Genomic DNA, 24,680 nt, shown 5'->3' on the forward strand with positions numbered 1-24,680 from the left:
CAACACGCCAGTGCGCAGAGCATGACTTGCGCCGCCCGTTCCGAGGGCCCAGCGACTCGCTTAGACTGACGGGCCCATGGAGCAAGTCTCATCGACTTTCCCGACGCTTCGCAGGTGGCGCGGGATGAGCGAAAGCGAGCAGGACGCCCTGCTCGAAAAGATCGAGTCGCGGCGGCGCTGGCGCGTCATCAGATCCCGCGCCGTCGTCGCGCTGCTGTGCCTCGCCGCTGTGGCCATCGGCTCCGCGGTCCTCTTCGCCCATTAGTTGCCGCCAGCCACGGAGGAAGCCCGGCATGGCCGCCTCGCACCCCGATCTCGCCGCCGTATTCGACGCGCATGTCGCCGCCGAGTTCACCACGCGCGACCTTAACGCCACCATGGCGACCATGACCGACGCGCCGCACCTGACCCACGTTCCCGTGCTGACCGGTGGGCAGGGGCGCGAGGAGGTGCGCAACTTCTATGGCAACTATTTCATCGGCCACTGGCCGGCCGACCTCACGATCACGCCGGTCTCGCGCACCGTGGGCACCGACTGCGTGGTGGACGAGGTTGTGCTTCAATTCACGCACGACATTGAAATGCCGGCGATCCTGCCCGGCGTCGCGCCGACGGGGCGGCGGGTCGAGGCCGCCTTCTGCGTCCTGGTGGGCTTCAAGGATGGCAAGGTCTCGCACGAACACATCTACTGGGACCAGGCGTCGATCCTGGTGCAGATCGGCCTGCTCGACCCCGGCTTGCTGCCGGTGACGGGGGCCGAGCAGGCGCGCCGCATCCTGGCGCCCGACAGGGTGCCGGCGAACGGGCTGATCCGCGCCGCCGAGGCGCGCCGCGGCGCTTGATGGGCGGCCTTGCTGACCTGGCATGGCGACGGTGCCGCGCGGCGTGAAATTGTAACGGCCCCGTGGCATGCTGCGCACCTCGTCGAGGAAGCAGCGCATGGCCAATGACGTCGTCCTCATTCACGGCGCCTTCTGCGGCGGCTGGTGCTTCGCCGACCTGATGCCGATCTTTGGCACGCGCGGTTGGAGCTGTGAGGCGCCCGACCTGCCGTTCCACGTGCCGGGGCCGACGCGCCCGCCCGACCCGCAGCTCGCGCATCAGAGCATTGCCGATTACACGCGCGACATGGCCGCGTTCGTGCGGCGCTACCCGAAGCCGCCGATTATCGTCGGACACTCGATGGGCGCCCTCATCGCCCAGCAGCTCGCGGCCCAAGGGCTGGCGCGCGCCCTCGTGCTGCTCGCCCCCGGTGCGCCGTGGGGCATTCTGCCGTCGACGCAAGCCGAGATGGCCCTCGCCAAGGGGCTGATGCAGGCCGCCCCGTTTTGGGACAAGGCGCTCAACCCCTCCTTCGAGGTGGCCAAGGGAGACTCGCTCGCCAGCCTCGCCCCCGAGGCGCAGCGGCGCGTGTTCGACATGTTCAGCGCCGAATCCGGCCGCGCGCTGTTCGAGCTGTTCTTCTGGATGTTCGATCTCAACCGCACGACGGCCGTCGATGCGGCCAAGGTCACGTGCCCGGTGCTCGTCGTCTCCGGGTCGGACGACAAAGTGATCTCCCCGGTCACCGGCCGCAAGGTCGCCGGGCTCTATGCGCATGCAACCTTCGAGGAGGCGGCGGGGCGCGGGCACTTTCTGATCATGGAGGAAGGGGCCGGGCAGTTCGCCGGCCGCTGCGCCGATTGGATGGCGGCGGTCACCAAGTGATGCAGGGTCGAGTGACTCTGGCATACCCTTAAAGGCTATGATCGCGTGCGGCGCGAAGGCTGCCGCTCACTGAGGTGACAGCCGTGCGCTCTCCATCGGTCCATGCCCTGCTCGCTGCGGCGCTGCTGTTCGTGGCGGTGCTGCTGCGCGTCGCCGACCCGGAGCCGGTTTCGCGGCTACGGCTCTCCGTTTTCGACACCTACCTCGATCTTTCCCCGCGCGCGCTCGATGCCTCGCTCCCCGTCCGCATCGTCGACATCGACGACGCCTCTTTGGCGCGCATCGGTCAGTGGCCGTGGCCGCGCACGCGCCTCGCCGAGATCGTCGACCGCCTCAAGGCCGACGGAGCGCGCACCATCACCCTCGACCTCATCCTCGCCGAGCCCGATCGCTGGTCGGCGAGTGAGTTCGCCAAGCTGTTTGCGACCGAGCCCGACTTGGCGCCGCTCATCGACAAGGCCGCCGCGCTGCCGTCGAACGACGAGCGGCTGGCGGCGGCCATCCGATCGGCCCAGTCGATCATCGGTCTCGCCGGCGAGACCGCGGGGGACGATGCCCCGCCCAAGCCGCATGCTCATTTCGCCATTGCCGGCGACGATCCGCTGCAGTTCGTGCCCCGCTTCAGGGGGACGGTACAGAGCCTCACCCTGTTGACCGACGCCGCCAAGGGCATCGGCGCCGTCAACTGGCTGCCCGAGCGCGATCAGGTCGTGCGCCGCGTGCCGCTGCTGTTGTCGATCGCCGGCACGCTCTACCCGTCGCTGCCGCTCGAGACGCTGCGCGTGGCCATGAACGAGACGACGCTGTTCGTGCGCTCGTCCGGCGGCAGCGGCGTGACGGCCTTCGGCCAGCGCACCGGCATCGAACACGTGCGGGTCGGCTCGACCGTGCTGCCCACCGACGGCGACGGCGAGCTGTGGCTGCGCTTCACGCGCCCCGACCCGCGCCGCTATATCTCGGCACATCGCATTCTCGACGGCTCGCACGATGCCATGGAGATCGCCGGGCGCGACATCCTGATCGGCACCAGCGCCGTCGGGCTGCTCGACCTGCGCGCCACACCGCTCGATCCGGCGGTGCCGGGCGTCGAGGTGCACGCACAGGCGCTCGAGCAGATGCTCTCCGGCGAGCACCTGAGCCGCCCGCCGTTCGCCACCGGCCTGGAGCTGGTCTACCTCGTCGCCGCCGGTGCGGCCCTCGCCTGGTTGATCGGGCGGCTTGGCGCGGCTGGTGCTGCGGCGATCGGCATTGCCGCGATCATCGTCGTCTTCGCGGCCTCCTGGCTCGCCTACACCAATGCCGGCTACCTGCTCGATCCCGTCTACCCCTCGATCGCCGTGCTGCTCGTCTATCTGGCGACCTCGCTCACCGGCTACATCGCGACCGAGCGCGAGCGTGCCCGCGTGCGCTCGGCCTTCGGCCACTACCTCGCCGAGCCGTTGGTCGAGGAGCTGGCGCGCAGTCCCGACAAGCTGAAGCTCGGCGGCGAGACGCGCGAGGTGACGGTGCTGTTCGCCGACGTGCGCGGCTTCACCAACATTGCCGAAGGGCTGAGCGCAGAGGCGCTGATCGCCTTCCTCAACCGGCTGTTCACGCCGCTCTCCGACATCATCCTTCAGAACCGCGGAACGATCGACAAATTCATGGGCGACGCGGTGATGGCGTTCTGGAACGCGCCACTCATCGACGAAGAGCACGCCGCCAACGCCTGCCGGGCGGCGCTGCGCATGCAAGAGCAATTGCAGCGGCTCAATGCGCTGTGGGCTGCTGAGGCCGCGGCCGGCGGCATGCCCGAGAAGCGGGTGCGGCTCGGCATCGGCCTCAACACCGGCGACTGCTGCGTCGGCAATGTCGGCTCGCCGCAGCGCTTCGACTACTCCATCCTCGGCGATGTGGTGAACGTCGCCTCGAGGCTCGAAGAGGAGACGAAGAGCTACGGTGTGCCGATCATCGCCGGCGAGAAGACGATGCTCTCGGCGCCAGCGCTCGCCTTTCTGGAGCTCGGCTCGGCGACCGTGCGCGGGAAGGAGCGGCCCGAGCGCCTCTTCGCGCTCATCGGTGATGAGAGCGTGGCACGCTCGGAGGCTTTCGCGTCCTTGAGCGCGCTGCACGCCCGGCTGCTGGCGGCGCTGGCAACCGGTGACATTGCATCGGCGCGGGTGGCGCTGCACGAGTGCCGGGAGCGGGATGGCACGGCGCTTTCACAGCTCTACGCGCATTACGCGCATGAGCTCGAGGGGCGCCCCGCCCGGGCCGGCGGCGGCTGACGCATGTCAGCGCCGGCCGTGCGCAGGACGACGGAATTTCGCATCCGGAACGTTTTTGGCGCATGCGGCAGAGTCTAAGCCGCGGCGCCGGGTTGAAGTCGTCTCGCGGCTGACTACATCGCCGGCAGGGGAACGAGGGGTCACAGCGCATGCATATCCGCGATACCACGGCCGGCTATGGGCTGCCGACGCGGATCGTGCACTGGCTCATGGCGGTGGCCATCGTCGGCATGTACGTGCTCGGGTTGTGGATGGTCGAGCTCGACTACTACAGCCCCTACTACCGCACCGCCCCCGACATCCATCGCAGTGTCGGCATGCTGCTCCTTTTCCTGCTCGTCCCCCGCTTCATCTGGCGGCTCGCCAACGTCATGCCGAGCGACGATGAGCTGTCACCAATCGAGCGGCGCGCGGCCCAGATCGTGCACTGGGGCTTCTACCCGCTGCTGCTCGCGTTGATGGTAAGCGGCTATCTCATGTCGACGGCCGACGGCCGCCCGATCGAGGTTTTCGACTGGTTCAGCGTGCCGGCACTGGTGCACGACAAGGCGATGGAAAAGGCCGCCGGTGAGGTGCACGAGGTTCTCGCCAACATCACGATGATCGTCGTGCTGCTGCACGCTGCCGCATCGCTCAAGCATCACTTCCTCGACCGCAGCCGCATCCTTGCGCGCATGTGGTCGGGTCCCGCCAACAACCAATAATACATCTTCGAGGAGTTCTCCGCATGAAGCTAATGCCTGCCTCGCTCGCTCTCATCGCTGCGCTGCTTTCGACTGGCCCTGCAGCCGCAGCCGACTATGTCATCGATACCGACAAGGCGCATGCCTCGATCAACTTCCGCATCAAGCACCTCGGCTTCAGCTGGCTCACCGGCCGCTTCGACACCTTCAAGGGCACGTTCGCGTTCGACGAGGCCAAGCCGGAAACCTCCAAGGTGAAGGTCGAGATCGACGCCAACAGCGTCAACTCCAACCACGCGGAGCGCGACAAGCACCTGCGCGGCAAGGACTTCCTCGATACGGGGAGCTTCCCCACCGCGACCTTCGAGAGCACGGCGGTGAAGCTCGACGGCGACAACGCGAAAATCACCGGCAACCTGACCCTGCACGGCGTGACCAAGGAAATCACCATCAACGCCAAGCGCGTCGGCGGCGGCGAGGACCCATGGGGCGGCTACCGCCAGGGCTTCACCGGCACGACGACGCTGCCGCTCAAGGATTTCGGCATCAACTACAACCTCGGCCCCTCGGCGCAGGCGGTGGAGCTGGCGCTCGAAATCGAGGGTGTCCGGCAATAGGACAGCCGAGCCGCGAACGTCACTCGGCGTTAACCGAGCTTGCGTTCGCGGCTCGTCGAGCCGCTAAATTGGCGAGCGAGCCAAAGGGATATGTAACGCGGCCGTGGCAAGGTCCCCGGCCGTGCGATTGCGGTAGCACTGGGGATTGAACGGTCTCTAGCGCCGGGCTGCGAGCGCACGATCGTACGACGGGCGGGCAGCAGCCCCAGGAGCGACCGTTGTCAGCCACGCCGACGCCGCCAGCAATGAAATGGCGCCCTGCGCGCGAGAAGATCCGCGGCCGCAGCACGCCGTCGCGGCGCTTGGCACAGAGCCTCCGAGAACAGGAGGTTCGCGGCGAAAAGGCGATCGCGCTGGCGCAGGCAGGCATCGCGGTATTCGTGCTAGCGCTGCATGCCTTCGGCTTTCGCCAAGGCATCCCGGGTTTTGACAGTTGGCTGTTCCTCGCCCTTGCGGCGCTGATCGGCAGCTCGGCCGTGCGCTGGTGGCTGGCGAGCGAGGAGCCGCTTCCGGAGCGCCGGCTCGACGCATTGAGCGTCATCGACGTCGGCATCGTCATATCGCTGATCTGGAGCTACCAGTTTGCCTTCAACCATCCGGCCGGCGGTGTGCTGAAGGCGCCCGCCTTCCTCATGCTGTTGCTGATCGTCGGCGTGCGTGCGCTGCGCTTTCATCCGCGTCCGATCGTCGTGGCAGGCATCGCGGCCGTGGCCGGCTGGTGCACGCTCGTCTGCGGTGCGGTGATCACGGACGGGGTTGCGGCAATTACCGATGACTATCGTCAGTATCTTACCTCGTTTCACATTCTGCCGGCGGCCGAAGCGGAACGGCTCGTCGCCTTGGGCGCGTTGGTCCTAGTGCTGGCCGTCGGCACGTATAGCGCCCGCCGGTTGCTGGGGCGCACGGCTCACCTATCTGATTACGGGGAAGCACTGGAGGCGGCGCGCCAGCACCTGCAAGAGTCGGTGCATGCGCGCTGGCGGGCAGAAGCGGCTCTGGCGGCACTCGACCGGCGCGAGGCGGAGCTGAGCGAGCAGAACCGATTGTTCAATGCGGCGCTGGCGAAGATGTCGCAAGGCCTGTGCATGTTCGACCAGGACCAGAATCTGCTCGTCTGCAACGATCGCTATATCGAGATGTACGGTCTCTCCAAGGACCTTGCAAAGCGAGGCACGCCGTTTCGCAAGATCATAGAAAGCCGCATCGAAAAGGGCCTCTATGGCGTCGGCGATGCCGCTGCCTACCTCGAGGAGCGCCTCGCCTCCGCGCGTGAGGCGGTGCACAACACCAAGCTGCACGAGCTTGGTGACGGCCGTATCATCGCCATCACTCACGAGCCCATGGAAGGCGGGGGATGGGTGGCCACCCACGACGACGTTACGCGACTGCGCCGTATCGAGGCGAAGCTGTCGCACATGGCGCGCCACGATGCGCTGACCGATCTTCCTAATCGCATCCAGTTGCGCGAGCGCATGCAGCAGGTGCTCTCCGGCGATGCCATGGAGGGGCGGCACCTGGTGGTGTTGGTGTTCGAGATCGATCGCTTCAAAGAAATCAACGAGACCTTCGGGCCATCGATCGGCGACGCGCTGTTGCAGGGTGTTGCGCAGCATCTCCGCCGGCGTCTCGACGGCGTCGACATGATGGCGCGCGTCGGCGGCGACGAGTTCGTCGTGCTTCAGGTCGCGGACGAAGCAGCCGTGGCGGCGGCTGCGCTCGTCAAACGCGTGCACGCGGTGCTCGGCACCTCCTTCGACATCGACGATCAATCGCTGTCCATCACCGTCAGCGTCGGCGTGGCCATGGGGCCCGCCGATGGCGACGACGGTGACGAGCTGTTGAAGAACGCCGACCTAGCGCTGGGCCGCGCCAAGAAGGACGGTCCGGGCAACTCGCGCTTCTTCGAGCGCGGGTTGGACGAACGCATGCGGGCTCGCCATAAGCTCGAGCACGATATGCGGGTGGCGTTGCGTGAGGGTCAGTTCGAGCTCTACTACCAGCCGCAGTTGAACCTGGCGCGCAACGAGATTGCCGCCTTCGAGGCGCTGCTGCGCTGGAATCATCCCGAGCGTGGCGTCATCTCGCCCTCCGAGTTCGTGGCGCTCGCAGAGGACACGGGCTTCATCGTGCAACTCGGCGATTGGGCGCTGCGACAGGCGTGCGAGGAGGCTTCTCACTGGCCGAGGGGGCTGCGCGTCGCCGTCAACCTTTCGGTGGCGCAATTCCGCTCTGGGCATGTGCGCCAGTCGGTAATCTCCGCGCTGGGGGCCTCGGCGCTATCGCCCGACCGGCTCGAGCTCGAGATCACCGAGTCGGTCTTGATGCAGGAAGGAACCGAGGTTGCAGAGGTGCTCGGCAAGCTGCAGGAGCTGGGTATCGGCATTGCGCTCGACGATTTCGGCACCGGCTTCTCCTCGCTCAGCTACTTGACGCGCATCCGCTTCGACAAGATCAAGATCGACAAGCACTTCATCCGCGAGTTGCGCGACGAGCCCAACAGCGCGCTCGCCGTGTTGCGGTCTGTGGTCGCGCTCTCCAAGAGCCTCGGGATCACGACGGTAGCGGAGGGCATCGAGAGCAAGGAGCAGCTGCAGCGCGTGCGCGCCGAGGGGTGCACGGAGGCCCAGGGCTTCTATGTGGGCAGGCCGATGGCCGCCAGCGGAGTCCCGGCGCTTCTGGCGCGCCGGAAGCGAAAGCCGCAGCGCGAATCACGCGCTTCTTGAGGTCAGTTGTCCGTGGAGGCCGGCGGCCACGGCCAGGCTTCCTCAAGGCTGCTTTCGGGCTCGAACAGATCGAGGCCGATCGGCGCTACATCCGGGTCGCCGACCGGTCGTGGTGGAGGACCGTCCGGCTGCTGGGAGGGCAGTGCGAGCTGGATGGTGGTGGCTGCTTTTGCGTGTGAGACGAGCGCCGACATGATTAGCAACGTGATTAGGCTCGAGCGCCCCATGCCACTTCCTCCGCCAAATAAGCTCTGGCTAGGTACAATGGGCCCGTTTAATGAAGCATCGCGCGCATGCTCGACAGTTGAGCTAATTGCCGATGGTGCAGCAGAGCCGGCGGGAGGACTGTTTGCGCATGCTATGATCAGCGGCGCCCGGCAAGCGGAGACTCGACGCCGAGCCATAATGAGGAAGTGATGGCCGAAGCTGCCCAATCGACCCTGACGGCCCCCGATGCGACGGCGCTGGAGATCTTTCAGAACCAATGGGAGATCTACCGCAAGTTCCTACAGCACGACTACCTGTCGAACGGTGAGGCCTGCGTCGCCCTGCATCGCTTTCTCACCGACGGGGTGGGGCGTCCGTACCGCTTTCTCGACCTTGCTTGTGGCGACGCCAGCGGCATCGTGACTGCACTGCGTGCGACGCCCATCGAGCACTACCGCGGCGTCGATCTTTCGGCGCCGGCGCTGGCGCTGGCAAAACGCAATCTCGCCGCTCTGCCTTGCAGGGTGGACCTCGAGGAAGCCGACTTCTCGACGGCGCTGCGTAACCTGCCGGCACTCGAGGACATCGTCTGGATCAGCCTCTCGCTGCATCATCTGGACAGCGCGGCCAAGCGCACTTTCATGCGCGAGGTGCGCGCGGCGATCGCCGCCAACGGCGCCTTCCTCATCTACGAGCCGACGCGCCGCGACGGCGAGGATCGCCCCGCCTATCTCGACCGCTTCGAGGATATCGGCCGGCGCGATTGGTGCGAGCTCACCGCTGCCGAGTTCGCCGAGGCCATCAAGCATGTGCGCACGTGCGACCTGCCGGAGACGGTGTCAGGCTGGGAGGAGCTCGGCCGCGACGCCGGCTTCGCGTCAATGAGCGAGCTGTACAGGTCGCCGACGGATCTCTTCCGTCTTTTCCTCTATCGCCCCTAGCGGCCTTGCTTTTGGCACAGACAACAGCCATATAGCCGGTGCCGGTGCGATCCGAGGTGGACCGCGCCCTCACGTTTTGGATTGAGATTAAGCGCGCCACCGGCCGTTTTCCCTTACCCAATGACTGAGACCCCGCGCGATGGCGTACCGCGCGGTGATTGGCTTTATGAGTGCGCCGGTTGGAAGCTACATCGTATGAATCGTATCACTGGCACTGTGAAGTTCTTCAATTTCTCGAAGGGCTTTGGCTTCGTGCAGCCGGCCGACGGCTCCAAGGACGTGTTCATTCACGTCAGCGCGCTCGAGCGCGCGGGCATCAATGGCCTCAACGAGGGCGACAAGATCACCTTCGTCGTCGAGGACGACCGCCGCGGGCGCGGCAAGCAGGCGGCTCAGATCGAGCTGGCCTGACGTCTTTCCCGACCCGATCTCACGAGCGATGCCGCCGGGTCTTCCTGGCGGCATCGTCGTTCAGGGCGCGGGTCGCCGGGCGATGATGGCAACGCTTTCGACGATCTCCGGGAACGAGCCCGACGGCGAGATGGCGAGCATGCGCTGGCGCACGTCCGCCTCGTAGGCGGCACAGCCGTCCTCGCCGAGCGCCGCCGGTGAGTTGGCCGAGAACGACAGTGCCCGGGCCACCACCTCCTCGAGGCTCGTCGTCCGCGGCTCGAAGACGGAGATACTCTCGACGTCGCTGAACGGGCTGCGCAGCAAAACGCTGGTGTGCTCCTCCCACGCTTCGCTTTTGCGCCAGCGGTAGAAGTCATCGAAGCGGCCGTGTCCCTTGCGCAGCTCTTCAAATGCCGCATGCCAGCCCGTGGGGCCTAAGTCGTGCAGCTCGGTGTTGACGAGCGCCACCGCGCCCCCTGGGGAGATCAATTCGTCGAGGCGGCTGAGCGTTGCTTCGCGGTCCATCCAGTGGAAGGCGCGTGCAATGGTCACGAGGTGCAGCGGCGCGAGCGCGGCATCGAGGTCGAACGAGGACCCGATATGCCAATCGATGTCTACGCCGGCGATCTCGGCTGCTCGGCGCGCGGCGGCGATCATCTCCGCATCGGCATCGATACCGATCATGGTTCCGCAGTAGCGGGACAGCGGCAGCGTCAATGTCCCGGGTCCACAGCCGAGGTCGAGCGCCCGCGATTGCGCATCGAGCCTCGTCTCGGCGGCCAGCTTGGCGACGAGGCGACCGGCGTACGGCGGCCGCCCGTTGATGTAATGGGGGATGACCGACCGGAAGCGGTTGGGATCGAGCGGTGCTACGCGGACCATGCGGTGCCGAGCCAATTGGGATGCGACGCCAACGATACGTATGGCACAGCCGCGCATTGGGCAACGCCGCCGGAAGACCCTCAAGCCGCCGACGAGCTGCGGGGGCCATCGGTCGCGGGCCGCTCGATGACGGCATTGCGCAACAGGAGGGTAGCTTCCATCGCCGACAGGAGAGGCCCGAAGAACGGACCCTGCGCCTGCTCGCAGCCGGCGGCGAGCAGAAATACCGCCTGCGCCTGCGTTTCGACGCCATCGGCGATGGTGTCGGCACCGAGTTCGCGCGCGATTTGCACGGTGGCACGTACCGCGCGTGCGCAGGCTGGGCTGCGCAAGGCGTCGGCGACAAGCGACCGCGGGATTCTCAAGCGCTGCACCGGCGCGCTCGCCAGATAGCCGATCGACGAGTAGCCACTGCCGAAGTCCGCGATCGACATGCGGAAGCCCTGATCGCGCAGCGCCTGCAGCGTTGATGCACCGCGCTGGGCGGCCTGCATCAGCACCGGCTCGGCAAATTCGAGCTCAATTCTGTCCGCTTCGACCCGGTGCCGCTCCAGGCATGCCTTGAAGTCGGCGGCGAGCTGCGCGGCCGCCTTCAACTGGCCGCTGCACAGTTGGACGGCGAGGACGGGCGGCGCCAGATCATGGTCCTGCCACTGGCGCATCTGCCGGCAAGCCTCCTCCATCACCCAATCTCCGACGGCGAGGATCGTGCCCGCCCGCTCGGCAATGGGTATGAAGACTGAAGGCTTGATGATGCCGCGCGATGGGTGGTTCCATCGCACGCAAGTTTCGAGGCCCACGATGCGCCCGGTGGCGATCTGCACCTGCGGCTGGTAGAGCAGCTCCAGCTCGCCGCGCGCGATGGCCGTTTGCAGCTCGCGCGCGAGCAGCACGCGGGTATGGACCTTGTGGTCGAGATCGGATTCGTGAAAGCGGTAGCAATTGCGCCCATCGCCCTTGGCACGATAGAGCGCGAGGTCAGCTTGCACCAGGATATCGGGCGGCGCGCCGGTCGCATCCGTCACCTGCGCGACGCCGATGCTACAAGTGACGGCGACGTCGTCGTGGCCGATGGTGTAGCGCCGTGCGAGTGCCGCACCGATTTTCTCGGCCAGCGTGCCGGCATCCGAGGGGCTCGAGATGTTTCGCTGCAGGATGGCGAACTCGTCGCCGCCAAAGCGGGCGACGAGATCATCCTGGCGTACCGTATTCCGCAGGCGGTCGGCGACCTCGACGATCAATGCGTCTCCAGCCGCGTGCCCGAGCGTGTCGTTGACATCCTTGAACCCGTCGAGGTCGAGGAACAACACGGCAAAATCCGACTTGTTCCGGGTGCGCTCGCGAAAGGCCGCATTGAGATGCTCCATGAAGGTACGGCGGTTGGCGAGGCCGGTCAGCGGATCCTCGCGCGCCAGCGCGGCGATGCGGGCGTTGGCCGCGTCGAGCTGGTGGGCGAGGCGCACGTCTATGGTCAGGATCAGCATGGTGGCGCCGAGGAACATGAAGGTCGAGGTGGCGACGGCAACTGCCAGCCAGTACTGGTCGATCTCCATGCGCGGCGCGGTGCATATCGTCCCGGGCGCGAACTGAGCGGCGGCCATGCCGGTGTAGTGCATGGCGCAAATGCCGACGCCCATGGCCAGCGCGCCGAGCAGCCGCTTGCCGATGACGTCTGCCGTAGTGCTGCGGCGCAGCCTGAAGGCGAGGGACAGGGCCAGCGCCGAGGCGGCGATGGCCAGCACGACCGATCCGATGGCGATTGTCGTGTCGTAGGTGACCGGCGGGGCGATATTCATCGCCGCCATGCCCGTGTAGTGCATCGAGGCTATGCCGATGCCCATCGTCACCGCGCCAACGGCGAGATTGGTCAGGTCGAGTGCGCGGCTGCTGACGATGTAGAGGGCAAACCCCGAAACGACGATGGCGATGAGCAGTGAGACGACGGTGCCCTCGAGGTCGTAAGACATGGGGATCGGCAACTTGAAGGCCAGCATGCCGACGAAGTGCATGGACCAGATACCCGTACCCATGGCGATAGCGCCGCCGGCGAGCCAATAGGCGGCGGCCCAGCCCCTGGTCGTCGAGATGTGAGCCGCGAGCGCAAATGCAACATAGGAGGCGGCAACGGCGACGAGGAGTGAGAGCCCGACAAGCTCAAGCGAATAGGTTCCAGTCATCTCTTCTTGGGCTACGCGAAGGAGAAAAGCTTAATAGTCTTTAACGAAGCCGCGCTGACGTCGGCCAAACGCGGCACACGGACTATCAGTCTCACGTAACGATTTACGTTGGCTTATGCTCGCGGCCGAAAGCGCTGCGCAAGGTCAGCGCCCCGACCTCCCGGCTACCTATGGACGGGGCGCACCGCGGCCATGATGTTGGTCTGCACGACACCCTCGACCGGGGATATCTTCTCTAATATGGCCGTGCTCGCCTCGCTGCTCGTCCTGCAGTCGAGCTGGGCGACGAGCTTATCGTCGGCGAGAACTACAACGTTGGCGAACTTGCAGTCACCAAGTTCGAGAGACTTGAGCTTATCGGCGACATCCGCGGCGTTGGCCGCGCGCAAGAGCTCGATGAAGAGGTAGACGTTGACCATGGGGCGGCTCCCGGTAGCCCTGCAATAGCTTTGCACGGCAAACGTGTACGGAGCCGGAACCGATCCGTGTGATTGAACGCAAAAGTCGACGTTTAGGGAGAGGGCTCAGGCCTTGGCCTTGGCGCCGCGGCGCAGGCCGGCCAGCTTCTTCAGCCGCTTGCGACCAGCGGCCGTGTTGCCCTGGTTGCGCGAGATCTTGGCGCGCGGAATGGCGCGCCGTGCCTTCTTCTTGCGGGTTTCGACGTTGCGGAGGCTGCGTGTGCTGCTCATGGCCTTCACCAAAATAAGTTGACGCTTGCAGCCGCGACGGCCTTCGAAGCGCGAGCGGCTCCTCTAGGTCATCTTCGCCTGCGGCGCAAGTGCCGGCGCCTGCGGCTGACATAAAACCGTAACAAGACTCCCTTAGCCGAGCCTGTCGGACTGCCAAAAGTGACGGAACGGTCACGAAAACACGGACAGGGATGCATGGCCTCAACTCAGGATGCCATTGCCGCCGAGGAAGCTCCTCTGCGGCGGGAACGCAACAGGCGCTTACGTCAGGCCGTGCATCGCCACAGGGCAACGACGCGCCAGGGCATTCAAGAGCGGCTGTTCACGCTCGCTTTCAGCGGTCTCGTCTATCCCCAGATCTGGGAGGATCCGCTCGTCGATCTCGAGGCGCTGAGCGTCAAGGAGGGCGAGCGTCTCGTTGCCATCGCTTCTGGCGGGTGCAACGTGCTGAGCTACCTCGCGGCGGCGCCAATCAACGTAACCGCCGTGGACCTCAATCCGGCGCACGTGGCGCTCAACAAGCTGAAGCTCGCCGCGCTGGCGCACCTGCCTGACTATGAGTCCTTCCGCACCTTTTTCGCCGACGCTAACCGGCGTCAGAACATCGACGCCTATTTCGACTATCTGCGCCCGCATCTCGATGCGGCGACGTGCAAATACTGGGAATCGCGCGACCGCCTGGGCCGGCGGCGCATTGGCTATTTCGCCTCCAATTTCTATCGCCACGGGCTGCTCGGCAATTTCATCACCGCGGGGCATCTCTTGGCCCGCGCGCATGGAAAGAACCCGCGCCGCCTGCTCGATGCCAGAACGCTTGACGAGCAGCGCCATATCTTCACGAGCGAGTTGGCGCCCCTGTTCACCAAGCGCCACATTCGTTGGCTCCTGGACAAGCCATCGGCGCTGTTCGGGCTCGGCATTCCGCCCTCGCAGTTCACCGCCCTCAAGGGCGACGAAGCCAGCATGGCGGACGTGCTGCTCGGACGTCTTCATCGCCTCGCCTGCGATTTCGACCTCAAGGACAACTACTTCGCCTGGCAGGCCTTTGGTCGCCGCTACGCGACCAATGCCCGCGCGCCGCTGCCCCCCTATCTGCAGCGCGAGAGCTTCGAGCGGCTGCGCAAGCGCGTCGGCGACATGTCGGTCGTGCACGCCTCGTTCACCGAGCATCTCGCGGCACAGCCGGCGGGCTCGCTCGACGCCTACGTGCTGCTCGACGCGCAAGACTGGATGACGGATGTGCAGCTCGGGGCACTGTGGAGCGAGATCGTGCGCACGGCGAAGCCCGGCGCTCGCGTCATCTTCCGCACTGCCGGAGAGGCGACGATCCTGCCTGGGCGCGTGCCGGACGCGATCCTGTCACGCTTCAGCTACGATCGGCAGCGCTGCCGCGAGCTCACCGCCAAGGACCGCTCGTCGATCTACGGCGGCTTCCACCTCTACACGTTCATGGCCTGAGGTCGGCGCAGTGGCCCATTCCGAGGTTTCGGCCGCGCAGCATATGGACGCCATCTACCGCTATCAGCGGTACGTCTACGATGCGACGCGCAAGTTCTACCTGCTCGGCCGCGACCGGCTGATCGGCGAGCTGGCGCCGGCTCCAGGCGATCGTGTGCTCGAGGTCGCCTGCGGAACGGGACGCAACCTCATCGCCGCCGCACGGCGCTATCCCGAGGCGCGCTTCTATGGCTTCGACATCTCGACGGCGATGCTCGACACGGCCCGCGGCTCGATCCGCCACGCCGACCTTGAAGATCGCATTCGCATCGCTGCCGGCGACGCCACTGAATTCTCCGGCGAGCGGCTGTTCGGCGTTTCCGCCTTCGACCGCATCTTCATCTCGTACGCGCTGTCGATGATACCGCCTTGGCGTTCGGCCCTGCAGCAGGCGCTCGCCGCGCTCGCTCCGGGCGGCCGCTTGCTGATCGTTGACTTCGGCGGGCAAGGGCAGCTGCCAGGCTGGTTCAAGCGCGGCTTGCGCAGCTGGCTGGCTCGGTTCTCGGTTACCCCGCGCGATGAGCTGGCGGTCGAGCTTGACCGCATCGCTAACATGCCCGGCTTGAGGGTGAGCCACACTCAGCTCTATCGCGGGTACGCCGTCTATGCGGTGGTGACGAAGCTCGCCGGCAACTGACCGGCACCTCACGCCGCGAAGGCGCGTACCGCCAAGCCCGGCAAGAGGAGCGCCGCCGACCATAGCAGTGCCGACACGGCGCTGGCGGCGGCGAAAGGCCCAATGGGAAATTCCTCGGCGCCGGCAGCTATGGGCACCACGGCCCGGCGCATGCCGAGGAACTTGCTGGTGATGACGCTGAGCGCGCCGTTCTCCCGCACGAGCTTGCGCGCTCCGGGCACGGCGCGGCCCTTGTCGTTTATGAACCACACGTCCGAAAAGCTCTGCTTCGCGCGCCGGCCCGCCCCATAGAAGAACAGATCGCCAAAGAAGGCGCCCGCGGCGCCGGCGAGAAAGATGATCCAGAAATCTCCGCCGGCGTACAGGTGCACGCCGCTGACAAAGGCGAACAGCACCATCACCGGCACGAACAAGAGCGGCAGCGCAATGGCGTTGGCAAACGCCAAAGCGAACATGATGAGCGCCACGATCAGCTCGTGGCCGCGCATGAACGCGAAGATCGGCTCCTGATAGGTGACGAACAGCACCGGCCACAGGATCACCCAAACCGCCCAAACGAAGGCGCTCGCGACGTTGGCGATCTGGAAGGGAACCTGGGGCATCGAGAACATGCCGGCGACGACGGGGATGACCGCCCGCACCGGCCCGACGAAGTGACCGAGAAACACGCTCCACAGGCCGTGCTCGTCGAAGAATTCCTCGCCCCTCGGTATGAGGTTGGGATGCGTCGTGAACGGCCAAATGTTGCCAATGCTGTCCTTGAAGTAGTGCCCGACCCAGTACGAGATCGAGTAGCCGACCACGCCGCCGAGGCCGGCCGCCAATATGGTGGCGATAAGGATCGGCATGCCGACGCCGCTGGCTGCCAGCAGGAAGGCGAGCCCGGTGAGGATGGCCCAGCCCGGCCATACGATGGACAGGAAGCAGAGTGATTCCCCGAAGGCCACGAGGAAGGCGATGGGGATCGCCCAACTCTCTCTCTGCCGCACCAAGGAGAGGACCGTCTCGACGAGGCTGTCGGTCATGAACGGGCTCTCAACAATGGGGGCCGAGGACAATGAAAGTGTGCGGCATCGAGCCTCAACCTCGCTGGCACCGGCGCTTCATCTCGGCGGCCAGCTCGCGCGATACCTCGCTCGCCAGCATGATGCCGCGCGAGACTTGCGCCGGCGTCAGATTGCCGGCCGAACGCAGCACGGCGGGCGCGCGGTCGGCCTCGTTGCGGCCGTGTGCGAGCTCATCGCACGTGAGTTCTTTCTTCTTGCTCTTCAAGGCGAACAGGCGGACGCCGGAGGCATAGGCCTCGGGCGGGGCGTGCGCCTTCACCCAGGCGCGATCGCTGTCGTCGACGAGATAGCGCAAGGTGCGCTGGCGCTTGGCGACGCAGTCGCTCGAATCATCGACACAGGTGAGCCCCGAACTGGCTCCGGTGGTGACGTTGGGACCGGTACAACCGACAGGGGCGACGGGGGCAAAAAGCAAAAGCAGGACCGGAAGGTTCCGGCGGCGGTAGAGAATCATTCTCGCTCCCTTGTCGGCGCGCCGCTTAAGCCCGTAGAAGGCCTCAATGGCGCCGTCAAGGCGAAACGGCCAAGCTGCCGCGAGGAAGGGTCGGGATATGGCGCACGCAATCCGCATCCACGCCAACGGTGGCCCCGAAGTGCTGCAATGGGAGACGGTGGAGGTCGGTGCCCCGGGGCCCGGCGAGGTGCGCCTGCGCCAGAGCGCCGTGGGCCTCAACTACATCGACGTCTATCACCGCAGCGGGCTCTACAAGCTCGCCGCTTTTCCGGCCGTCATCGGCATGGAGGGTGCCGGCACGGTGGAGGCGGTCGGGCCGGGCGTATCGGAGCTCGAGGTCGGGGACCGGGTCGCCTATCCCGCCGTCCTCGGCGCCTATGCCGATGAGCGGCTGATTGCAGCCGACCGCGTCGTGAAGCTTCCCGGCGGCATCGATGACGTGACCGCCGCGTCGATGATGATGCAGGGCATGACCGCCCGCTACCTGCTGCGTGAGACGTACCGTGTGACGCGCGACACCGTGCTGTTGTGGCATGCGGCCGCGGGCGGCGTTGGGCTCATCGCGTGCCAATGGGCCAAGGCGCTCGGCGCCACCATGATAGGCACCGTCGGGTCGGAGGAGAAGGCGCAGCTCGCCAAAGCCGCCGGCTGCACGCATGTCATCAACTACCGCACGGGGGACTACGTTGAGCGCGTGCGCGAGATCACCTGCGGCGCAGGCTGTGATGTCGTCTACGACGGCGTCGGCAAGGACACCTTTCCTTCTTCGCTCGATTGTCTCAGGCCGAAGGGGCTGTGGGTGAGCTTCGGTAACGCTTCGGGTCCCGTGCCGCCGTTCGATCTGCAGATCCTTTCCGCCAAAGGCTCGCTCTATGCGACGCGTCCGACCATCATGGCCTACACGGCGCGGCGCGAGGACCTTCTCGCCAACGCGCACGAGCTGTTCGACATGGTCGGCAAGGGCGCCATCAGGATCGCCGCTTCCCGCACGTACCCGTTGCGCGACGCCGCGCAGGCGCACCGCGCTTTGGAAGCGCGCAAGACGACGGGATCGATCGTGCTCATCCCCTGATACTTCACCGGCGCGTGGCTTCTGCCGGTATGGTTAGCCGCCGGTAACCATGAGCGTGAAGAGCTGATTTCGGCTTGCGCAGAAGCGAGCCGAATGCGCCGATTTGAGGCGCCCTTTGCGCGGCGCGTTCATACCTCGAGCCCGGCGTGATTTACCAGTTTTCATCGCCTCGCTGACATCCTTGATGCAGAGCTCGAGCGGCAACAGTCCGCGGCGTATCGGGTACGGGCGGGACGTAGATGGCACGGCTGGAACTGGCTTCACACGGAATCGAGGAGAGCACCGATTACGGCTCGACGCCGGACGCTCTCTTCCAACTCGGCCTTATGTATTGCGTAGGCCGGGATGTGGAGATCGATCTCGTCGAGGCGCACAAGTGGTTCAATCTGGCAGCCATGCGCGGCAATGACGACGCCAAGCACTACCGGTTCGAGATTTCCCGCGAGATGTCGAAGCTGCAGATCTCGCGTGCCCAGCGTCTCGCCCGCGAGTGGATGGCCAAGCACTAGATCGGTGCTCGCCCTCAGCAGTTGCCGAACAGCGACGTGACGCAATCCCAAGACTTCTTGACGGCCTTGCCGACCGCCTTGCCGGTATCGCTGACCGCTTTGCCCGTCTTGTCGGCAAACTCCTCCACCGCGTTTGGCTTCGCCTGCTGGGGCGGCATGGCTCCAGTATCTCCGGTATCGGGAGGTGGCGCGGGCTGCGCCTGTTGCTGTTCGGGTGGCGGCGCGACAGGCGGCAGATGATTGCTGGACGGCACGGGGACGAACAGCGGTGTTCCGGCAGGCGGTGGCGTGCCATCGGGCGGCGCAGCCCCCGGATCGGCGAGTGAGAACATCACCGTGCGCGTTTCCCCGGGACACGGCGTCGCCTGGCCACGCGCGGCGCTGCAGCTCGCATGGCCGCCCGCCTTGGCCAGCTCGGTGATGCACAGGAACTGCCCGCGTGACGAGCGGGCCGAAGGCGATGCCTCTCCGCCGATGAGACAGCGGTAGGTCGCATCGGGGCCGGTGCAGGTCACGCAGTATTCCTGCGCCAACGCGTCTGGAGAGACCGCCCAGAGCAGCAGTGCCGCCGCGATGGGAGGAAGCCGCCGGTGCATGTTTGGTCCGCCCTAAGGGTCCGGCCGCTTTTTCGGCCTTGTTTTTCCACTCGATACGCGAACGATGCGGCGCCCAGCGGAATGCGTCAAGGCCTGGTAGAGGTAGCGGGTATTGCGGGCTCGCGCGACTTGCAATCGGGCGACCCCGCCTCTATTAGGGCTCCTCCGGAGGAGACGTGGCCGAGAGGCTGAAGGCGGCGGTTTGCTAAACCGTTATACGCTTGTAAAGGCGTATCGAGGGTTCGAATCCCTCCGTCTCCGCCACCCTTCCCAACCGTCTCGCCTTTTCCCGGCGAAGCCGCGTTATCCCCCGTTCTTGCGGAAGAGGACGGCCATCGCTCTGCCGAGCTTTGCGCGGTCGCCGCCCGCGACGCTGTCGATGCTCGCGTAGGCACTTGCGAGCGTAATGCCCGCCTTCGCCAGATCCTCCATGACCTGCGTGACCGGTTTGCCCGTGAGCGGCGCGACAGTAGCAATCGGCGCCTTGGTGATGGCGTCCATCGCCAGCACGGGCGGTGACGCGCCGCCCCTGGAGCCGCCAAGCGGCAGGAAGGACAGGGCCAGGACGATCACGCCCAGGCCGATGATCGAGCGCCCCAGCAGGCCCGAGACAAGATAGTGCAGGAATGCTTTCCAATTGACGGCGACATGCAAAGCGACGCCGCCGACCATCACCAGCCCGGCCCACTCGTGGACGACTTTGTTCAGCCCCGTGTTGAGGTGGAAGAACATGAGGATCCCGGTGACGCTTACGATGGCGAAGACGCCGATTGTGACGGGTGTCGCCCATTCCCGAGAGAGTCTCATGTAGTGCTCCAGTTCTGGATTGGTCTTGCGCAGGTACCACGCCAACGCCCCGCGCGGAGGGTTCCGTCGCAAAACGGAATTCCATATGCGCGCAGTGTGGCTGACCTGGAGCAGTCCGCCGGGACGTGCTTCGCCTCGCGTCCACGAGCAACGACGCAGGGCCCGTGCGCCCGGCAACGTGCGAGGAGCACGAAGCCAGGTGCGGAGCCCGCTGCAGCGCTAGTAGACGGCCGGGACGTACATCTCCCGCGGCACCGGATTGCGCTGATAATCGGGATGATGCGTGCGCTGAGGCAGCACGATTGGCGGCCGCTTCACCTCGCCATAGGGGATCTGGCCGAGCAGATGGTGGATGCAGTTCAGGCGCGCGCGCTTTTTGTCGACCGCTTCGACGACCCACCAGGGCGCTTCTGGGATGTTGGTGCGCTGGAGCATAGCCTCCTTCGCCTGCGTATAGGCCTCCCAGCGGACGCGCGACTGCAGATCCATGGGGCTGAGCTTCCACTGCTTGAGTGGATCGTGAATGCGCATAGAGAAGCGGAAGTGCTGCTCCTCGTCGGTGATCGAGAACCAGTACTTGATGAGGATGATGCCGGAGCGCACCAGCATGCGCTCGAACTCCGGCACCGTGCGCAGGAACTCGTCGCACTCGTCCTCGGTGCAGAAGCCCATGACGCGCTCGACGCCGGCGCGGTTGTACCAGGAGCGGTCGAAAAGGACGATCTCGCCGCCAGCCGGCAGGTGGCTGACGTAGCGCTGGAAGTACCACTGCGTGCGTTCGCGCTCGCTGGGTGCGGGTAGCGCCGCGACGCGGCAGACGCGCGGGTTGAGGCGCTGCGTGATGCGTTTGATCACTCCGCCCTTGCCGGCAGCGTCGCGCCCCTCGAAGATCACCACGACCTTGAGCTTTTCGGCAACGACCCAGTCCTGCAGCTTGACGAGCTCTCCCTGCAGTCTGAACAGCTCCTTGAAATAGAGCTTGCGCTCCATTCCCTCGGGCTCGGGAAGCTCGGACATCCCGTCGAGCAGCTTGTCGAGGCGCTCGTCGTCGATCTCCATCTCCAGCTCTTCATCGAAGCTGTCGACGAGATCGGCGCGAAGGCGCGTGTCGAGATCCTTGGCGCGCGAATCGGTACCCACTGCATCCTCCTGGTCGAGGTTACTGGCTTTGCACGGCGCCGAGGCGCCGAGCACCCTCGGCGGGCAGCATGCGGACGGCGGCGATGTCGGTGCGCCGGTCGACGCGCAGCGGCGCATCCCCCTTGGCGCGCTCGCGCACCGGTCCCGGCGCGTCCCCATACGGGAAGCGCTGCACGTGCGGTAGGAAGCTCACGAACTCTCGGTAGTGCCGTTCCTGGAACGCGTCGCCCTTGATGCCGAATTCGTCATCCACCAGCGCCCAGCTTCCGCCGCCGAGACGCTCGAACGAGGCATCGGCGCTCGCCCGCCGATGGCCGGGCTTGTCGGCGATGAGCTGGATGGGCCAGAGCACGATCTGGAGAAAATCGCGGACGACTTTGCGCTGAACCTCACCAAACCCCTGCCGCGCGTGCAGCTCCGCGGCTGAGATACTCTCGTCGTTGGCCATGCCTCCCCTTCCGCGGCGAGGTTCGCCGCGGTTCCAACCGTCCCGGCTCCTAGCCTATCGATCGCAGATGACAGTCTTCCGACTGCCTAAGTTGATGCGGCGCGGCCGGTTGCTGGTCCGACGTACTGCCGAGCCGCTCACGCAGCTATTGGGGAACAACTTGACAGGGTGGGGCCGGCACGTTTCCGCTGTGACGAGGCGCAATCAGGCTGAACCATGGCAGGACGCACCAAAAGCTCGCTGGCTTCGGCACTTTCCATCGCCATGGCCGATCACGGCCTCGAATCCCCGACCATCCTCAAGGTCGGCTTCCTGGCGCCGCTGACCGGCAAGCTGAAATCCTGGGCCGAGCCTGGCCTCAACGGCAGCCTCATCTGGCGCGACCGCGTCAATGCTGCGGGGGGCATCAAGGTCGGCATGCGCCGCTTCATGGTCGATCTGGTGCCGTTCGACACCAAGTTCCAGCCGCATCTGGCGCTGGCCGGCGTCAAGAAGCTGATCAACGAGGACGGCGTGAAGCTTATCCTCATGGTCGGCGGCAACGACTTCACCGACCAGGTGCGCAATGTCGTCAACCAGCACCGCATGCTGGTTGCCACGCTGCTGCCCAGCGACCTGACGCCCGATGCACCGACGCTGATTGCCCCCAGCGAGGTGCACCCGATCTACAATGTTACGGGCGTCGACTGGCTGCACCGGCAGGACCCAGGACTGAAGACCGTCGCCATGTGCGCGCAGGACGACCTCCACGGCCTGCCTTCAATCGCCACCTACCGGGCGGCCTTCGAGGTGGCCGGCTGGAACCTCGTAGCCGAGCACCTGTTCCCCATAGAGACCACCGACTTCGGCGCCATCGTCGACAAGCTGATGGCCAACAACCCGGACGTGCTTTGCTGGGACACCGTCTATGAGCCGTTCCTGCACGCCCTCACCAAGGAGGCCTACAAGCGCGGCTTCAAGGGTCGCATGATCTCGTGCACGTGTGACAACTATCGCGACCTCATCGCGCATACGAGCCCCGAGTTTATGGAAGGCTTCGTCTTTCAGTTCCCGGATTTCGACGACCCGCGCCTCAACGACTCGCAGGTCAATTTCGCCAATCCCAACGAGTTCTACGCCGAGTTCTGCATCCGTTATCCCGGCACCTGGAGCGCCGTTTCCTGGGAGTACGTCTCGACGCTCGAGCTGTGGAAGAACGCCGTGCAACGCGCCCGCACGTACGAGCCGTTCTCCGTGCTCGCCATGATGAAGTTCGGCGGGGTGGGTCACCACGCCTTCGGCGAGGCCGTGTGGTGGGGGCGCGAGCTGTTCGGGATCGACAACGCCCTGGTCGGCGACTGGCCTGTCGTCACCATCGAGGCGGGGCGCGCGCGCATCCAGGAGTTCTCCTCGATCGTGCGTTGGTGGTCGAAGCACAAGGCGGTGCTGATCCGCCATATGCGCGACATGAAGCTCATGTGGGACCAGCGCGAGGAGGCGCATCTTGCGTCGACGCTGGCCGGCGAGCGCACCTGAGCTGGAGTGCAGACGCGTCAGGGCGAGGCGTAGATCATGTCCTCCTGCGTGCTCGAGATGTAAAGCCGCATGCATTCGACGGCGGTGTCGACGTCGCGCCGCTCGAGCGCCGTGTACAGCGAGCGCAGTGCCCGCTGCGCCTCGCGGATGCGCATGGGTGTAAGCGTACGCTTCTTGTTGGCGCACCACTGCGGTTGCCGGCGCACCTCGTGCATGATGCGATACATTGCCACGATGAGGGAATTGTGCGTGCCTTCGCAGATCGTCATCATGAACTGCTTCTCGAGCTCGGCGAACTCGGCCGCATCGGTGACGATGGCCTCGAGCTGCGCCAGATGCTGCTCGAGCTTCGTCAGGTCGCGGACCGACATGTAGATCGTCGCCAGCCTGACGATCTCGGGCTCGAGAATCGATTCGGCGACATTCATCTCGAACGGCGAGATCGTCTCGGCGATGGCGGAAATGTTGAGATAGCCGTGCGGCTCGGCGCCAACCTGGCTTGTCGCCTCGGTCCTGCGATAAGCGACGAACGTTCCGCTGCCTGCACGCCGGGCGACAGCGCCGTATGTTTCCAGGAAATCGAGAGCCTGGCGGATGGTGGCGCGCGATTCACCGAAGGTGTCGGCGAGCTCGCGCTCGGCCGGAATGCGCGTGCCGAAGGAATATTCTCCCGAGACGATACGGTTGAAGATCTGTGTCGCGATGCTCTTGACGCTCTGCTTGACGAGGGGGTGCGAAGCGGGATCGGTCTCCCAGGGGGGGATCACGGAGCTGGACCGCTCGATTGCCCGTTCAGTCGTGTCCATTCATCAAAGCTCCCTCAAAGTCTGAGCGCTCATGCGAGCGTTCGGCAGAAGGCCGGGATGCACGAGCGCGGTGAGATGCGCTGCAGCGTGCACGTCGGCGCCCAAGCCACGTTCGTTGCGGGGTTGCCGGGCGTTCGGGTACGCACTCTTGGCTTGGTAGGCGGCATAGGCGCGAGAGGCGGCAGTGCCGCCGGTCGCGTCATCGAAGGCGTCCTGCAATATCGCGATCTCGGCGCATCGCTCCCCGAATGCCTCCGACAATGCGGCGATCGCACCGTGATCCGCCGCATCGAGTTTGCGTCTTCCGCCGCTGGCGCGAAGCGCCAGATGTGCGTTGAGCTTCGTGATCGTGAGGGCCGCCGCACACATGCGCGCGTACCGCTGGCGCGGCAGCGCTGCGAAGGCCTCTTGGTGGTGCATGGCGAGGTGAAGGTGGAACGCCGAGCTGCGCCCCGCGAGCGGTAAATCTGCAGCCTCTATGTGCGCTGCTGTCTTCGCCCACAACCTCTCGGCCGCGGTAAATTTCTCCCGCGCCTGGCCGATGCGGGAAGTGAGTAGATAGGCGACGCCGGCATTGTTTTGCGCCGCCGCGCGCAGGGGATCGGGCGCGCCATCGCGTTCCGTCTCGCTCAAGGCGCGGAGCCAATGCCGGGAGGCAAGCGCGGGCCGGCCTGCGGCCAGAGCTGCAAAGCCTAGAACCGTCCTCCCTATCCAATCCTCGCGCATGGAGCCGTCCCACCGGCCGCAAGCGTGCCCACAGGGCGCCTGCAATCTAGGCAAATACCCAATCACAACCACGCACAACCAATAAACACTTATTGCAATTGCAGTCAAATTGGTAGCGGC

At 65.7% G+C, this 24,680-nt stretch carries 27 protein-coding genes and 1 tRNA gene; 15 read left to right on the forward strand and 13 right to left on the reverse strand.

All coding sequences use genetic code 11. From position 1 onward, the window contains the following. Positions 1-124: 124 nt before the first annotated feature. From F9K20_RS11735 to F9K20_RS11765, 7 genes are all read left to right on the forward strand, one after another. Positions 125-265 carry a hypothetical protein gene (locus F9K20_RS11735; RefSeq protein WP_291001626.1) on the forward strand — a complete coding sequence of 47 codons (141 nt, stop codon included), beginning with the start codon at positions 125-127 and terminating at the stop codon, positions 263-265. Positions 266-293: 28 nt separating this feature from the next. Next, positions 294-842, forward strand: a complete 549-nt coding sequence (locus F9K20_RS11740) for a nuclear transport factor 2 family protein (RefSeq protein WP_291001627.1) — start codon at positions 294-296, stop codon at positions 840-842. 97 nt (positions 843-939) lie between these two features. Further along, positions 940-1,707: an alpha/beta hydrolase gene (locus F9K20_RS11745; protein WP_291001630.1), complete on the forward strand. Its 768-nt coding sequence runs from the start codon at positions 940-942 to the stop codon at positions 1,705-1,707. Between the two features lie 83 nt (positions 1,708-1,790). Further along, on the forward strand, positions 1,791-3,974 hold the full coding sequence (locus F9K20_RS11750; protein ID WP_291001632.1) for an adenylate/guanylate cyclase domain-containing protein: 2,184 nt from the start codon (positions 1,791-1,793) through the stop codon (positions 3,972-3,974). Between the two features lie 149 nt (positions 3,975-4,123). Next, positions 4,124-4,678: a cytochrome b gene (locus F9K20_RS11755; protein WP_291001634.1), complete on the forward strand. Its 555-nt coding sequence runs from the start codon at positions 4,124-4,126 to the stop codon at positions 4,676-4,678. 23 nt (positions 4,679-4,701) lie between these two features. Beyond that, positions 4,702-5,274: a YceI family protein gene (locus F9K20_RS11760; RefSeq protein WP_291001636.1), complete on the forward strand. Its 573-nt coding sequence runs from the start codon at positions 4,702-4,704 to the stop codon at positions 5,272-5,274. 245 nt (positions 5,275-5,519) lie between these two features. After that, complete coding sequence (locus tag F9K20_RS11765; RefSeq protein ID WP_291001638.1) at positions 5,520-7,997, forward strand: EAL domain-containing protein; 2,478 nt, start codon at positions 5,520-5,522, stop codon at positions 7,995-7,997. 2 nt (positions 7,998-7,999) lie between these two features. Here the strand turns inward: F9K20_RS11765 and F9K20_RS11770 are convergent, their stop codons facing one another. Further along, the gene (locus F9K20_RS11770) at positions 8,000-8,224 is read right to left on the reverse strand and encodes a hypothetical protein (protein ID WP_291001641.1); all 225 of its coding nucleotides are present in this window, start codon (positions 8,222-8,224) and stop codon (positions 8,000-8,002) included. 189 nt (positions 8,225-8,413) lie between these two features. Here F9K20_RS11770 and F9K20_RS11775 point away from each other — a divergent pair, with 189 nt between their 5' ends. After that, positions 8,414-9,145 carry a class I SAM-dependent methyltransferase gene (locus F9K20_RS11775; protein WP_291001644.1) on the forward strand — a complete coding sequence of 244 codons (732 nt, stop codon included), beginning with the start codon at positions 8,414-8,416 and terminating at the stop codon, positions 9,143-9,145. 195 nt (positions 9,146-9,340) lie between these two features. Continuing rightward, on the forward strand, positions 9,341-9,556 hold the full coding sequence (locus F9K20_RS11780) for a cold-shock protein (RefSeq protein ID WP_291001647.1): 216 nt from the start codon (positions 9,341-9,343) through the stop codon (positions 9,554-9,556). Between the two features lie 60 nt (positions 9,557-9,616). Here the strand turns inward: F9K20_RS11780 and F9K20_RS11785 are convergent, their stop codons facing one another. From F9K20_RS11785 to F9K20_RS11800, 4 genes are all read right to left on the reverse strand, one after another. Beyond that, positions 9,617-10,420, reverse strand: a complete 804-nt coding sequence (locus tag F9K20_RS11785) for a class I SAM-dependent methyltransferase (RefSeq protein WP_291001649.1) — start codon at positions 10,418-10,420, stop codon at positions 9,617-9,619. A gap of 80 nt (positions 10,421-10,500) precedes the next feature. Further along, complete coding sequence (locus tag F9K20_RS11790) at positions 10,501-12,597, reverse strand: EAL domain-containing protein (protein ID WP_291001652.1); 2,097 nt, start codon at positions 12,595-12,597, stop codon at positions 10,501-10,503. Between the two features lie 164 nt (positions 12,598-12,761). Beyond that, the gene (locus F9K20_RS11795; protein ID WP_291001655.1) at positions 12,762-13,016 is read right to left on the reverse strand and encodes a hypothetical protein; all 255 of its coding nucleotides are present in this window, start codon (positions 13,014-13,016) and stop codon (positions 12,762-12,764) included. A 105-nt stretch (positions 13,017-13,121) separates the two neighbouring features. Beyond that, a complete protein-coding gene (locus F9K20_RS11800) occupies positions 13,122-13,286 on the reverse strand; it encodes a hypothetical protein (RefSeq protein ID WP_291001658.1) in 165 nt (54 codons plus the stop codon). 195 nt (positions 13,287-13,481) lie between these two features. Here F9K20_RS11800 and F9K20_RS11805 point away from each other — a divergent pair, with 195 nt between their 5' ends. Further along, entirely contained in the window at positions 13,482-14,744 is a 1,263-nt protein-coding gene (locus tag F9K20_RS11805) for a DUF3419 family protein (protein WP_291001661.1), read from the forward strand. Between the two features lie 10 nt (positions 14,745-14,754). Next, entirely contained in the window at positions 14,755-15,420 is a 666-nt protein-coding gene (locus tag F9K20_RS11810; protein WP_291001664.1) for a class I SAM-dependent methyltransferase, read from the forward strand. Between the two features lie 8 nt (positions 15,421-15,428). Here the strand turns inward: F9K20_RS11810 and F9K20_RS11815 are convergent, their stop codons facing one another. Both F9K20_RS11815 and F9K20_RS11820 read right to left on the reverse strand, forming a co-directional pair. Continuing rightward, complete coding sequence (locus tag F9K20_RS11815; RefSeq protein ID WP_291001667.1) at positions 15,429-16,445, reverse strand: VTT domain-containing protein; 1,017 nt, start codon at positions 16,443-16,445, stop codon at positions 15,429-15,431. Positions 16,446-16,500: 55 nt separating this feature from the next. Further along, positions 16,501-16,941 carry a hypothetical protein gene (locus F9K20_RS11820; protein ID WP_291001669.1) on the reverse strand — a complete coding sequence of 147 codons (441 nt, stop codon included), beginning with the start codon at positions 16,939-16,941 and terminating at the stop codon, positions 16,501-16,503. 97 nt (positions 16,942-17,038) lie between these two features. Between F9K20_RS11820 and F9K20_RS11825 the strand changes: the two genes are divergently transcribed. Then, positions 17,039-18,013, forward strand: a complete 975-nt coding sequence (locus F9K20_RS11825; protein ID WP_291001672.1) for a quinone oxidoreductase — start codon at positions 17,039-17,041, stop codon at positions 18,011-18,013. Between the two features lie 239 nt (positions 18,014-18,252). Continuing rightward, positions 18,253-18,522 (forward strand): hypothetical protein, encoded by a 270-nt coding sequence (locus F9K20_RS11830; protein ID WP_291001675.1) that lies wholly within the window; start codon positions 18,253-18,255, stop codon positions 18,520-18,522. A gap of 14 nt (positions 18,523-18,536) precedes the next feature. Here F9K20_RS11830 and F9K20_RS11835 read toward each other — a convergent pair whose 3' ends face one another. Continuing rightward, the gene (locus F9K20_RS11835; protein ID WP_291001678.1) at positions 18,537-19,118 is read right to left on the reverse strand and encodes a hypothetical protein; all 582 of its coding nucleotides are present in this window, start codon (positions 19,116-19,118) and stop codon (positions 18,537-18,539) included. A 170-nt stretch (positions 19,119-19,288) separates the two neighbouring features. Here F9K20_RS11835 and F9K20_RS11840 point away from each other — a divergent pair. After that, positions 19,289-19,382, forward strand: a tRNA-Ser gene (locus F9K20_RS11840). Between the two features lie 39 nt (positions 19,383-19,421). On the opposite strand, the gene F9K20_RS11845 is transcribed toward F9K20_RS11840, so the two are convergent. From F9K20_RS11845 to F9K20_RS11855, 3 genes are all read right to left on the reverse strand, one after another. Continuing rightward, positions 19,422-19,970: a DUF4405 domain-containing protein gene (locus F9K20_RS11845; RefSeq protein WP_291001681.1), complete on the reverse strand. Its 549-nt coding sequence runs from the start codon at positions 19,968-19,970 to the stop codon at positions 19,422-19,424. A 174-nt stretch (positions 19,971-20,144) separates the two neighbouring features. Further along, positions 20,145-21,065, reverse strand: coding sequence for a polyphosphate kinase 2 (gene ppk2 / locus F9K20_RS11850; protein ID WP_291001683.1), 921 nt, complete (start codon positions 21,063-21,065; stop codon positions 20,145-20,147). A 19-nt stretch (positions 21,066-21,084) separates the two neighbouring features. After that, entirely contained in the window at positions 21,085-21,513 is a 429-nt protein-coding gene (locus F9K20_RS11855) for a hypothetical protein (protein ID WP_291001685.1), read from the reverse strand. Between the two features lie 216 nt (positions 21,514-21,729). Here F9K20_RS11855 and F9K20_RS11860 point away from each other — a divergent pair, with 216 nt between their 5' ends. After that, on the forward strand, positions 21,730-23,028 hold the full coding sequence (locus F9K20_RS11860) for an ABC transporter substrate-binding protein (RefSeq protein WP_291001687.1): 1,299 nt from the start codon (positions 21,730-21,732) through the stop codon (positions 23,026-23,028). A gap of 17 nt (positions 23,029-23,045) precedes the next feature. Here the strand turns inward: F9K20_RS11860 and F9K20_RS11865 are convergent, their stop codons facing one another. After that, complete coding sequence (locus tag F9K20_RS11865; RefSeq protein WP_291001690.1) at positions 23,046-23,834, reverse strand: FadR/GntR family transcriptional regulator; 789 nt, start codon at positions 23,832-23,834, stop codon at positions 23,046-23,048. A gap of 3 nt (positions 23,835-23,837) precedes the next feature. Continuing rightward, positions 23,838-24,467, reverse strand: a complete 630-nt coding sequence (locus F9K20_RS11870; RefSeq protein ID WP_291001693.1) for a hypothetical protein — start codon at positions 24,465-24,467, stop codon at positions 23,838-23,840. Positions 24,468-24,680 lie beyond the last annotated feature (213 nt).

This window comes from Hyphomicrobium sp. (assembly GCF_009026145.1).
Taxonomy (GTDB): domain Bacteria; phylum Pseudomonadota; class Alphaproteobacteria; order Rhizobiales; family Hyphomicrobiaceae; genus Hyphomicrobium_A.